We start from the raw sequence: 12725 nt of genomic DNA, 5'->3' as shown, positions 1-12725 counted from the left end.
CATCGGCCGTCATAAACGCCAAATTTCGCCAAAAACGACGCCATTTAACGGCTAGATCGGCGATCTACAACAATAGGCAATCAGCGCAAGACGCAGCCGCCCGGCTTCAACCGCTTAATCAGGACGCAACCCCATGAATCCGATCAAGAGCATCCTCGTCGCCAACCGATCCGAAATCGCCATCCGCGTGTTCCGCGCTGCCAGCGAGATGAACATCCGCACCGTGGCGATCTACTCCAAGGAAGACCGCCTCTCACTGCATCGCTTCAAGGCCGACGAAGCCTATCTGGTGGGCGAAGGCAAAGGCCCGATCGCGGCCTACCTCGATATCGACGACATCATCCGGGTGGCCAAAGAGGCGCATGTGGATGCGATTCACCCCGGTTACGGCCTGCTCTCCGAGAACCCGGACTTTGCCGAAGCCTGCGCCAAGGCCGGCATCCGCTTCATCGGCCCCAGCCCAGACGCCATGCGCCGGCTCGGCAACAAGGTCACCGCGCGGCACCTGGCCGAAAGCGCCGGCGTGCCGGTGGTGCCCGCCACCGATGCCCTGCCCTATGACCTGGCCGGTGCCAAGGCAGCCGCAGCCAAAGTCGGCTACCCGATGATGCTCAAGGCCAGCTGGGGTGGCGGTGGCCGCGGCATGCGCGTGGTCGAAACCGAAGCCGATCTCGGCCCGGCCATGGAAGTGGCCCGCCGCGAGGCCGGCAGCGCCTTTGGCAACGACGAGGTGTATCTCGAAAAACTGGTGCGCCGCGCCCGCCATGTGGAAGTGCAGGTACTGGGCGACACCCATGGCAACCTCATCCACCTGTTCGAGCGCGACTGCTCGGTACAGCGCCGCAACCAGAAGGTGGTCGAGCGCGCCCCGGCGCCCTACCTCGACGAAAAAACCCGTACCGATCTGTGCGCCGCCGCACTGCGCCTGGCCCGCGAAGTCGGCTACAGCCACGCCGGCACGGTCGAGTTCCTCATGGACGCCGACACCGGCGCCTATTACTTCATCGAAGTGAACCCGCGTATTCAGGTCGAGCACACGGTCACCGAGCAGGTCACCGGCGTCGACATCGTCAAGGCACAGATCCGCGTCACCGAAGGCGTGCGCATCGGCGACGAAGACAGCAGCATCCCCACGCAAGACAAGATCCGTCTCAACGGCCACGCCCTGCAATGCCGCGTCACCACCGAAGACCCGGAAAACGGCTTCGCGCCCGACTACGGCAAGCTCACCGCCTACCGCAGCGCCTCGGGCATGGGCGTGCGTCTGGACGGCGGCACGGCCTACGCCGGTGCGGTCATCACCCCCTATTACGACTCGCTGCTGGTCAAGGTCACCGCTTGGGGCAACACCGCGGTTGAGGCCGCCAGCCGCATGGATCGCGCGCTGCGCGAGTTCCGCATCCGCGGGGTCACCACCAACCTCGCCTTCCTCGAAAACGTCATCGCCCATCCGCAGTTTCTGTCGGGCGAATGCATCACCCGCTTTATCGACGACACGCCCGCGCTGTTCGAATTCACCCCGCGTCGCGACCGCGCTACCCGCCTCCTCAGCTTCATCGGCGAAGTGACCGTCAACGGCAGCCCCGAGATGAAAGGCCGCACCGCGCCGGTTGGCCCGCTGGCCGCGCCGATCCTGCCCAAGGTCGACCTCACCGAGCCGCCCCCGGCCGGTTCGCGCGACCGCCTCAAAGCCCTGGGCGCCGACGCCTTCGCCCAATGGATGCGCGACACTCCGCAAGTGCTGCTGACCGACACCAGCATGCGCGACGCCCACCAGTCGCTGTTTGCCACTCGCATGCGCACCCGCGACATGGTCGCCGTGGCACCGCACTACGCCCGCCTCGGGTCCGAGCTGTTCTCCATGGAATGCTGGGGCGGCGCGACCTTCGACGTAGCGCTGCGCTTCCTCAAGGAAGACCCGTGGACCCGCCTGGCCGAGCTGCGCGAAGCCATGCCTAACCTGCTGCTGCAAATGCTGTTGCGCGCCTCCAACGCCGTGGGCTACACCAACTACCCCGACAACGTGGTGCGCCAGTTCGTCAAACAGGCCGCCGCCGGCCGCGATGGCGAAGGCGGCATCGACCTCTTCCGCGTGTTCGACTCGCTCAACTGGGTGGACAACATGCGCGTGGCCATCGACGCGGTGCGCGACACCGGCGCGCTGTGCGAGGCGGCCATCTGCTACACCGGCGACCTGTTCGACACCGCGCGCCCCAAGTACAACCTGCAGTACTACGTAAAGATGGCCAAGGACCTGGAAAAGGCCGGCGCGCAGATCCTCGCCATCAAGGACATGGCCGGCGTGTGCCGCCCGCGTGCCGCCAGCGCGCTGGTCAAGGCGCTGCGCGACGAAGTCGGCCTGCCCATCCACTTCCACACCCATGACACCAGCGGCATCGCCGCGGCCAGCGTGCTGGCCGCCGTCGAGGCCGGTGTGGATGCGGTCGACGGCGCACTCGATGCGCTGTCCGGCCTCACCGCCCAGCCCAACCTCGGCTCCATCGTCGCCGCGCTGCAAGGCCACGACCGCGACCCGGGCGTGGACCTCGCCAACCTGCAAAAGCTCTCGCGCTACTGGGAAGGCGTGCGCCGCCAGTACGCGCCGTTTGAAGCCGACATCCGCTCGGGCACCTCCGATGTCTATCTGCACGAAATGCCCGGCGGCCAATACACCAACCTGCGCGAGCAGGCCCGTGCGGTCGGCATCGACCATCACTGGCCGGAAGTCGCCCAGGCCTACGCCCAGGTCAACCTGCTGTTCGGCGACATCGTCAAGGTCACGCCGACCTCCAAGGTGGTGGGCGACATGGCGCTGTTCATGGTCACCAACGGACTGACCCCCGCCGACGTGATGGACCCGGCGCGCGAAATCGCCTTCCCTGAATCCGTCGTGCAACTGATGCGCGGCGAACTCGGCTACCCGGCCGACGGCTTCCCCGAAGCGCTGCAAGCCAAGGTACTGGGCGGCGAAAAACCCATGGTCGGCCGCGCCGGCGACCACCTGCCGGCTGTCGATCTCGACGCCACGCGCGCCGAACTGAGCAAGACGCTGGAGCGCGACGCCACCGACACCGAGCTGGCCTCGTCGCTGATGTACCCCAAGGTCTTCGCCGACTATGTCGCACACGAAGCCAAATACGGCGACGTCTCCGTGCTGCCCACCCCGGCCTTCTTCTACGGTCTGGCCGACGGTGAAGAAGTGGTGGTCGACATCGATCGCGGCAAAACCCTGGTCATCCGCCTGCTCGGCCGCGCCGAGTCAGAAGACGGTCAGATGAAGCTGTTCTTCGAACTCAACGGCCAGCCGCGCCTGATCAAGGTCCCGCGTGCCGGCGTGGTCAACACCAGCGACAAGCCCAAGGCGCAGGACGGCAACCCCGACCAGATCGGTGCGCCCATGCCCGGCGTGATCGGCAGCGTCGGCGCCCGCGACGGCCAGCATGTGAATCGTGGCGACACCCTGATGACACTCGAAGCCATGAAAATGGAACTGGCCATCAAGGCCGAACGCGATGGCACCATCGCCGCCGTGCACGTGAAGCCCGGCACCCAGGTCAACGCCAAGGATCTACTGATCGAATTCAAGGCCTGACACGCACGCGCCGGGGCCACCAAGGCCCCGGCGCCGCTCAACTCGCGTAGCCCACCGTATCGGTCAGCAAGGCCGCACTGCGCGCAAAAACACCACTGCCGCGACCGATCTCCCGCCCGCGCGCATCGGTACACGGCTTCGGCAATGAACTGCGTACGATTGCGATTGACCACACGCCCCACCGACACAATGCGCCCCGACGACACCGGCCGGGTGAGGTAGGTCGTGAATGTCGTGGTCACCACGAAAGACGTCCGCTCAAGCAAAGCGGCGGAAAAAACGCCGCATCGTCCAGCATTTTAAACACCACCGAACCATGCGCCGCCCCAGCGCCATGGAACATCGTCGGCAACACCGTCATCCCAACCCGCGCCGCGCCCTCGCTCACCGCGATATCGGGGCCGTAAAAGGCATTGATCGGCGCAGCCAGATACATGCGCTAAAGCGTACTGAAGTGAGCATCCTTGTTCATCGAAAGCGCTCCGGGTTGGCACCTCGACTACCGTACTCGCATACCCACCCGATTTGTACCGCCCCCACGCCCGCCTTTTGCGGGCGGTGCGAGCGGGTATCGAAGAGCCACAGACGAACACCAAATCGATGAATTGATTCCGTCGTGGCCAACGAAAAGCGTCATCAGCCATGCCAGACGTTTAGTGCGCCATTGCGCAGGGGCAGTGAACGACCCGGAGCTGCCCGTCAGCCGGCAGGCTTCCGAACGGCAAGTGACGAAGTACAGCTGCCGTTCCACATGCCCCCTTACTGGCAAGACCTCGGCCAAAGCGGTCGGCTGGGTATCACGACCGATCGGGCCGCAATGAGATGGTTACCTGCCCGTCAAATTTGAATGTCTGCGAACGACGGCTTCCGATCTGGTGACTGCGAACGTGCGCCCCGTTGCTGATGCTCAACGTCCAAGTCAAAGGTCACCGCTGAACACGGAGCCGTACCTGTTCCAGTCAACTGCCGGCACGGTACCGAGGTTCTGCAAGCGATCCAATAGTCCGAAGAGGAAGACGGCGAGAGATCCGTGGCAATCGCTCAGAGCGATCGACCCGTTGGAGACTTGAAACGCACGATCGGAGAGCGCAATGCCGCAATCTAGGCTTCGCTCGTCCGTAAGACTGCCAATCACTTCAGCGAAGCTCGAACTCTTGCATCCATCTGCCCAGTCGACGCAGGGGGCGACTATTCCAGCAAGAATTGGAAACAGGGTCTTCGGCGGAAATTCGCCGCCCGCATGTCTGATTGGAACGCTTGTTCGTTCCAGTCGACGAACAGATGCAGCTTTGTCGGCCGCATATTCCAGATACTGTTTGCTAATTGTCGGCTTGGCTTCAAGAACCCCGTAGACGGCCTCGGCGGGGACAAACCTGTGTGACTGCTGATCTAGGAGCGTCGGGGTGTACTGCGGATCAAAGATGATGATGTCAATCTGATCGCTTGTTGCGCCGTTTGAGTCAACAACAATGCCTTGAGCAACGGCGTATCGATTCGGCAGGTACTTCCGCAGAACTTCGATGAAATGATGTTCGTTCACCTCACCCATCACACCGTTGTGAGTAATTGACTTGCTCGACAGTTCCAATTTTAGGCGAAGGACTTCTTGCTCTGCGGCGAAGGCTTCACGAAGGAAATGCTTGCCATCAATGGCTGATGCTTTCTTGGCTTTGTTCATGTCACCAGACAATCTCGTCCCACGTCTTTTTCCCGATAGAGGCGCCGGCTTGCAAACAAATCGCCGCCTTTTCCGATGCCGAGCAATCGTCTGATACTACGTTGTTCGTGTTCGCAGGGTCGATGAATCGGGCGGTCTTGATGTTGTCGTGAAGATACTGAAGCGTCCGCCAAACGTTTGCGGCGATGTCGCCTTGGCGCGCGTAGCGCAACGCGGCTAGGACCGCGAGCTCAAGGTAAAACGAAGGGAAGCGCAGGTTGCGAAGAGTTCGCCAAATCTTGAGTATCCGAATCTCTTCAGTTCGCCCGCTTCCGGAAACGAGTGTGATGTGCGTCTGGACGTCTGTCTTCGTCCAACTACCAGTTCGGTTTCGGTAAAGGCTGTGTTCGTTGCCGTACTGAGACTGACGCCGACCTGGCACTAGGTCAATCGAGTAGCCATCGACAGTCGTTCCCACTGAGACGTCTTGCTTCCGAACCGGATAACCAGCGATCGACACAGCCTTGCTGAGCGTCTCATACATATCCGAGAGAGTGCCCGGAGTTGTCGAACTTAACGACAAGAAAATGTCGGCATCAGTTGAGAGCGAGATGCCGGTGCCCTTCGCAAGCGAACCTGAGAATTCGGCCTTGTTCAGGAAACCATTACTCCACTTTTCGAGCACTGGATAGATTTTGTTCCCGGCCGCCTCAGCCCCCTTTGTATTGACGGCGTACTTCCGAAGCAGACCGCGCAGGTATTCCTCTGCCGACACATCGCCTCCGTAGTTTGGTTGTGACGCACATTCTGACCTGTTCAGATGCGTACATCATGGCACAGTAGCTCTTGAGGGCCCAGATAGCATGATTACAATGTGCATTAGCGGCCGGATGATGTGCCGCCGCTGTGACTCTCCGCCTTGGCTACTCGTCGCCGATTGTTCCGGTATGAGTCATCCGAAAAGCGGTCATCGGACGCAGATCGGAGCCCAGCGTCGCGAGTTCGGCCACGCCGGCCGTTCAATTTCCGCACCGAATCTGGCGAAAGCGTGTTGCATACTAGCTATTGACTGTTATCCGTTTCTCATGGGAGCTTTGCTCCTCTGGGCGATTGCTCTGTATGATTAGTGGTTTTTACGCTAGCGCGATTCGTGGGCATTCGAGCCGTAACGACACCAGCCGATAGTAAGCGGGAATGCTCGATGCAAATGGTATTGATCGACCCAGAGCTATGGAAACGAACCAGAGCTGGCGCACGTGCGGGCCGCGGATTTCGATACCAAGATGCGGTCACGGCGTGGCTTGCCACGCTGACTTGGAACGGGGAAGCCAGCTGGAAAGTCGTTGTTCCGGAGGGCTTAGATGACGTTACATTGCACGGTGCAGATTTCGAACTCCGGGTTCAAATTAAATCCAGGCATGATCCTCAAGGTACCTTTACCCAAGCTGAAGCAGCCAAATACTTAGCAAAGAGCGCGGAGAACCTGCCCTACGGCTGGGATGAAGACTCGCGGTTTAAACTTGCTCTAGTTCTGGAGAGACCCGTCGAGGGACTGCTACCTACCGGCTGGTCCACTTCTCTTTCAGATAGTGGACAGTCGTTGAATGAGCTTACGCACTATCTTTCGGTGTTGATTGGTGAGAACAGCACTGTTTCGACGGAAGCGTTTCTGGCGCGCGCGCACTTGATTGTCGAAGCCGAGCCGATCGAGCGTGGTTGCTCAGCCCTGCGTACTTCGCGATTGCCACCTGCAGCTGCAAGGTTGGCATTCCAACAACTTCGAGAGCAAGCCGGGAGTATTGCAGACGCGAACTACACTGCGTCGGCTACAGCCCCTGTAACGCTGGACCAAACCGATGTGCAGATGCGTATCGACAGGGTTACAAGCGTCATCGACCCACTTGGATATGTCGAACTGACGGCCGGCCTTGCTGAATTGGCAGATTTTGGCGCGGCAGTGCCGACCGAAGGTTTCTACCGAGGCGTCAATGTCGTGCCCGGGCACGTAGGAGCGGGCTTAGTATTCAATCGGCCAAATCTAATGACTGACGTACTTGCCGGACTTGAAGCCAAGCGGTTCACCTTGGTTGCCGGACCGTCTGGCGCTGGCAAATCTGGGCTTGCGTGGCTGGCGGCGCATCGTACCCGTCATGCCGTAAGGTGGTATCGCGTCCGTGAGCTTCCGCCCTCGGGCGTCGCGCGGCTGCTACAACTGGCACGGCTACTGGAAGCAAGGCCGCAGCGGCCAGTCGGATTCGTGATCGACGACGTCGGGCGGCAAGAGACTGCCGGGTGGGATGCTCTCGTGCGAGAAATCGAGGCCGAAGACAGCATCCTCGCCATCGGTACAGTTCGAGAAGAAGACATATTCCTTCTCGCAACTGCCACCCGTACGCCTACGGTTCGACCTGCTCTGGATGAAGAACTTGCTTTTCGTATCTGGTCGGCCTTGCAAGAGTCAGGCTCAGTAGCATTCAGCCACTGGCGAGAGCCATTTGAGCTCAGTCACGGTCTCCTTCTCGAGTTCACACATCTGCTCTCAGCAGGAAAACGTCTCGAAGAGACTATTCGAGAGCAGGTTCGTAGGCGTCTTGTCGAGAACCGGGGTGACGAGTTGATACTCCTTCGAACGGTTTCGTTTGCGTCCGCCCAGGCTGCGGCCGTGGATCCGATTCTTCTCCGGTTTCAGAGCCGCCTCGACGAGACGAGGTTCGCTAAAGCACTTCAGCGATTGGTAGATGAACATGCGGTGCGATTAAGACCCGACGGAGCCCTCACGGGGCTGCACGAAATCCGTTCCACGTATCTTGATGAGGCCATCCAGGAATTCCTGATGGAGCCAAGACGAACAGCACTTTTAGCCGCAGTCGAGGCGCTAGTGCCAGATGCTTTTGCAGGCTTTATCGTGCGGGTATTGCAGAAGTGGCCCACTGAAGAGAATGCACTTATTGAAGGCCTAGCTTTACGTTTGAAGCCACATGAAACTGCGTGCTGGACTTCCATCTTTCACGGGCTGGGCCTTGCCACAGCAGATCGAGTTGCTGACAAGTGGCTTGAGATCTCACGCGCAGCAGGCATTGACGATCGTTTGAGCAGTTTCATGTTCATGCTTGCCCTTGGCAACCGAGAATTTACTGGCATCAAAGGGTTTGAGGTCGTGTCAAAGGCTCGGAGAGAATTTGCCGATGTGGACGTGACTGATCTTCGGAAGTCACTCATCGACCGAATGGCAGATAGCGTCCAAAAGCCTGAGTTAGATCTAGACGGAGCGAATGAGTTGGCAGCCGCTCTCTTGCCGATAGCAGGTTGCAAGTCACGGCCGACGATTCGCCCTCTACCAAAGCCGGATGATTTGGCCGAAGCGCCTATTAAAGAGCTGATTACCTTCTTGACAACTGTGCGGGAAACGGGAGTGGAGGCGGCCCGAAAACTGGTGGAATTGCTAGGGGGGACGGAGGCGCTTCTCGAACGCATGTTCCAGGAGATGGACTGGGTTACGCGCCCCGCCCTCGCATCGAAAGATGGCTTGTGCTGCGTCAGCAGCTACGTCCGCTTCATCCACCCGGAAATTCAGCCTGACCTCAACGACGAGGTTGTACGCCTTTGCGAGGCAATGGCGGCCGTTGTGCCAGAGGCCGAGCTTCTCGTCTCTGATGTTCTCACGGCGGATGGGAGCTCTTTCGGGCTCGGTGGAGAAGCGCTCCATTCGAAACACCTTAGCCGCTCGGCGCTGCCCGCCCCCGCACGCGTTGCGTGGAACCGAGCGCAAATCCGCGCAATTCAACGCCTTGTAGCAGCCCCTGTAGAAACGGGACGAACTACCTCTCTCGCAAACGCAATTGTGGAGCTCGAAAGTCGCCTTCGTGAGGCGGGCGACTATTTCTGCCGCATGGAGGCTCCGGGACCGAAATGGAAACTATCCCTCAAGGTGCGTGGCCTGCTTACTGACTTCGTTCAACCACCGACTGCGGACGAAGTTGTCTCGGGGCCTCTTGACAAGGGCAAACTCAAAAACTCCGACAAACCGTACGACTTCGTCATGGGATTGCAGCAGCTAATAGCTGACCTGACAGAAGATGACGTGAAGAGGCCTGATCTTCTTGTAGTACGAACTGCAGGCCTCATCAATGACGCGGATTCGCTGCTTCTCCCTGAACTGTGGCGTATGACCAGCGAGCCTCCCATCGAGGCGATAACCCGAACTCGCGCGGTTCTCAGAAATTTGCGCGCGGTGCTTGGAGATGTGGTGGCCGATTCGACGCGTCGTCGCCGCCTAGCCGCACGATTTAGATCGACTAGCCGACACCACGCGATCTTGCACCGTGCTGCGGAAGAAGCATGCCGCAGGGCGGAAAACGCTGTAGAAATTCGCCGAAATACCATTCGACAAGCGATGGGCGCGATTGGATTAGATGTTGAGGTGTTTTCGCGGCGCTTGCCAGAAGACGGTGGATACGAGTGGCCTTGTGTCGAGTTTGCCGTTCTACTCAGGGTAGAAACGCTCGTAGATTGGATGGCGACTGGCGATTCTTTTGCATCGGCTGCAACTAGCCTGGAAGGCTTTCACAGAATTGCATACGGAGCAGTACTAGGAGATCGTATCGCCCCCATGGGCATGTCCTTCCTCCAATCGCTGCATCCATACCCCGATTTCGCGGACGAATGGGCCGCCAGTCTTCCGTATCCTCCAATCGACGACGACGGGCTTAGAAATTTCGATAGGACGCTCGACGCAATCGTAACGATGTCGACAGTAGTCGCTCATTGCGGCCGCGAACTTAACGCTAGTGAGCGAGGGTACTTCGACTTAGTAGCCGAGCGGGCTAGCCTCGGTTTCCAAACTTTCAGTGCGCAGCTAAACGATGAACCTAACGAAGTGCTCGCTCAAGCCGCGAGCCAGTTGGCTCAATTGTTTGAACGCGTTGACGCTGAATTCAGCGGCGCTGACAGCCATACTTTGGCGGCCGAGCTGATGGAAGGCACCGTGGGTGGCTCGCTGAACGACTTGACGCTAGAAGTTCTGGCGGCACGAATTTCTCTGATTGAACTTGCCGCCTCCGAAGAGGCTAGTCTCGATAGCGACGGGGTGTAACCGGCAGCAGTCAAATTATCAGCGGCCGTTCGTACCCTGAGTATCAACTGTCGGCAAAGGCCGAGTCGCTTCCGTAGTGCCTCGGGCAGGTTCCCGAGCGGAGCGGCCGCTGGAGTGACAGCTCTGCCGAATTGGCGAGCGGCAGCAGTTGGCCGAGACCAGCCAGGAGCTGCACCGAAACACCAAGCGAATCAAGGTGACCGACTTGTCGAGCGACAAGCGCAGCGATCCGTGCAGGAGGGTCCCGTTGGCGGGCGCCATGCCGACTCAGCTTTTCTGTCGGACGCCGACCCGCTCGGTAGCCGACAGCCTGTGAATCCCCACGACCTGCCCTGCTGCTGGTTCTGAGGGCATCCGACGCGAGCCGCGCAGACCGAACGCAAACACATCCTCGTCGCACACATCAATACACCGCCCCCAGTTGATGCAATTGCCGCTCAGGATGACGGGCGACGCTTCCGGATGGCCGGGCTTGAGCGCCGGCGCGGAACACAACATTTTCCATGCACCAACTATAGAAACGCCGCCGCGCAGGCCGCTAGCCCGTTTCGGCAAACCGGCCGAACGGCATCAGTGCACTGGTGCCGCCTGCGCGCCGCGCACCAGCCGGCCCGGCAGCGCACCGGTGGGCTGCCCGTCGCGATACACCACGGCGCCGCTAACCACAGTGGCGGCATAGCCGTCGGCGCGCTGTACCAGGCGCCGCCCGCCGCCGGGCAGGTCGTGGGCGACTTCAGGCGCGTGCAGGGTCAGGCGCTCCGGGTGGATGACGTTGATGTCGGCCTTGTAGCCGGGGGCAAGCACGCCCCGATCGCACAGACCGACCGCCTGCGCGGTGTCGTGGCTGAGCCACTTGATCACGTCCTGCAAGGGCAGCCGCGCGCCGCGCTGCCGGTCGCGCACCCAGTGCGTCAGCATGAAGGTGGGGTAACTGCCATCACAAATGGTGCCGCAGTGCGCGCCACCGTCGCCGAGGCCGAGCACGGCGCCGGGGTGCTGCATCATCTCGCGCGAGGATTCGAGCGAGCCGTGCTCGTAGTTGCACAGGGTCACATACAGGTTGTTGCGCCCGTCGCGCTCGAGCATCAGGTCGTAGACCAGCGCCTCGGGGCTCACGCCGAGCCGCGCAGCGCGCGCGGCGATGCTGTTCTCGAACGGTTGCTCGTAGTCGGGCGGGTCGCCGAGCAGGAACATGTGGTCGAACTCGCGCGCCAGCCGCCCGAGCACGATGGTTGGATCGGGATCGGCCGCTTCGGCGAGGAGGCGCGCGCGCATCTCGGGCTGGCGCAGCGCACGGATGCGTTCCTCGAAGGGCAGCGCAGCAAGCGGTTTGTAGGAGTCGCAGGTGTAGAAGGTGTTGAGCGTCAGCTCGTGGCCGAGCATCACGCCGATGGCCCGGCTCAGCACCTGGGCCTTGATCGGCAGGCCCTGGGCGCCGGCCGCCGCGAAGCGGTCGAGCACCGTGCGCCAGTCGAGGGTCATCGGCCCGTAGGTGCCTTCGAGCAACGACACCGACAAGGGCCGGCCGGCGGCTTTGACCAGGCGTAGCAGCAAATCGAGCGTCGCCTCCGGCGCATCGAAATCGGTGATCAGCTGCATCGCGCCACGCCCTTCCTGGCGCAGCGCGCCGCCGAGCGCCATCAGTTCGGCCTCGGCGGCCTCGAAGCTGGGCGTGGAGCGCCCGTCGCTGGAGCGGTGGAAGAAGGTGCGCGAGGTGGAAAAGCCCATCGCCCCGGCGCGCACCGCCTCGGCCACGAGGCGCGCCATCGCCGCCAGGTCGTCCGCCGTGGCCGGCTCGCGGTCGGCGCCGCGCTGGCCCATGGCGTACACCCGCACCGGGGCATGCGGCACGTAACCGCAGATGTCCATGTCGTACTGCCGCGCGGCGAGGAAATCGAGGTAGTCGGGATAGCTCTCCCAGGCCCAGGGCAGACCGTCGACCAGCACCGGATGCGGGATGTCTTCGACCCCTTCCATCAGCTGGATCAGCAGCTCGTGCTGCTCGGGCCGGCACGGCGCGAAGCCGACGCCACAGTTGCCCATCACCGCCGTGGTCACACCATGCGAGGACGAGGGCACCAGCCGGTTCTCCCAGCTCACCTGACCGTCGTAGTGGGTGTGGATGTCGACGAAGCCCGGCACCACGATATGGTCGGTGGCGTCGATGACCTCGCGCGCCGCACCGGTGAGCTTACCAACGGCGCGGATGCGCCCGCCGCTCACCGCCACGTCGGCCTGGACGGGCTCGCCGCCGCGGCCGTTGACCACCCACCCATCACGAATCAACAGATCGTATTCGGCATCCATGATCGCACCTCCAGAGCGCACGCCGCTCGGCGCGGAGCACAAGGCGCCGGAGGCTAACAATGGCCCGGCAATCGATG

6 protein-coding genes are annotated in these 12725 nt (G+C 61.4%); 2 read left to right on the top strand and 4 right to left on the bottom strand.

Annotated features, from left to right (window positions below; all coding sequences use genetic code 11):
* Positions 1 to 133: 133 nt before the first annotated feature.
* Positions 134 to 3592: a pyruvate carboxylase gene (locus FHP91_RS01735; RefSeq protein WP_144307967.1), complete on the top strand. Its 3459-nt coding sequence runs from the start codon at positions 134 to 136 to the stop codon at positions 3590 to 3592.
* 238 nt (positions 3593 to 3830) lie between these two features.
* Here the strand turns inward: FHP91_RS01735 and FHP91_RS21240 are convergent, their stop codons facing one another.
* From FHP91_RS21240 to FHP91_RS01720, 3 genes are all read right to left on the bottom strand, one after another.
* A complete protein-coding gene (locus tag FHP91_RS21240) occupies positions 3831 to 4028 on the bottom strand; it encodes a hypothetical protein (protein WP_222105080.1) in 198 nt (65 codons plus the stop codon).
* Between the two features lie 483 nt (positions 4029 to 4511).
* Positions 4512 to 5270, bottom strand: a complete 759-nt coding sequence (locus FHP91_RS01725; RefSeq protein ID WP_144307966.1) for a DUF6602 domain-containing protein — start codon at positions 5268 to 5270, stop codon at positions 4512 to 4514.
* Between the two features lies 1 nt (position 5271).
* Positions 5272 to 6024 carry a nucleotidyltransferase gene (locus FHP91_RS01720; RefSeq protein WP_144307965.1) on the bottom strand — a complete coding sequence of 251 codons (753 nt, stop codon included), beginning with the start codon at positions 6022 to 6024 and terminating at the stop codon, positions 5272 to 5274.
* 426 nt (positions 6025 to 6450) lie between these two features.
* Here FHP91_RS01720 and FHP91_RS01715 point away from each other — a divergent pair, with 426 nt between their 5' ends.
* Positions 6451 to 10341, top strand: a complete 3891-nt coding sequence (locus tag FHP91_RS01715) for a hypothetical protein (RefSeq protein WP_144307964.1) — start codon at positions 6451 to 6453, stop codon at positions 10339 to 10341.
* Between the two features lie 570 nt (positions 10342 to 10911).
* Here FHP91_RS01715 and FHP91_RS01705 read toward each other — a convergent pair.
* Positions 10912 to 12648 carry an N-acyl-D-amino-acid deacylase family protein gene (locus tag FHP91_RS01705; RefSeq protein ID WP_144307963.1) on the bottom strand — a complete coding sequence of 579 codons (1737 nt, stop codon included), beginning with the start codon at positions 12646 to 12648 and terminating at the stop codon, positions 10912 to 10914.
* Between the last annotated feature and the right edge of the window lie 77 nt (positions 12649 to 12725).

It is taken from the genome of Denitromonas halophila, from assembly GCF_007625155.1.
Lineage (GTDB): Bacteria > Pseudomonadota > Gammaproteobacteria > Burkholderiales > Rhodocyclaceae > Nitrogeniibacter > Nitrogeniibacter halophilus.
This window is presented reverse-complemented; position numbering and strand designations above follow the sequence as displayed.

Bases quoted from the DNA above. Each gene is read 5' to 3' on its own strand.
- FHP91_RS01715 (WP_144307964.1), top strand. From the start codon at position 6,451: ATGCAAATGGTATTGATCGACCCAGAGCTATGGAAACGAACCAGAGCT.
- FHP91_RS01725 (WP_144307966.1), bottom strand. From the start codon at position 5,270: ATGAACAAAGCCAAGAAAGCATCAGCCATTGATGGCAAGCATTTCCTT.
- FHP91_RS01735 (WP_144307967.1), top strand. From the start codon at position 134: ATGAATCCGATCAAGAGCATCCTCGTCGCCAACCGATCCGAAATCGCC.
- FHP91_RS01705 (WP_144307963.1), bottom strand. From the start codon at position 12,648: ATGGATGCCGAATACGATCTGTTGATTCGTGATGGGTGGGTGGTCAAC.
- FHP91_RS21240 (WP_222105080.1), bottom strand. From the start codon at position 4,028: ATGTATCTGGCTGCGCCGATCAATGCCTTTTACGGCCCCGATATCGCG.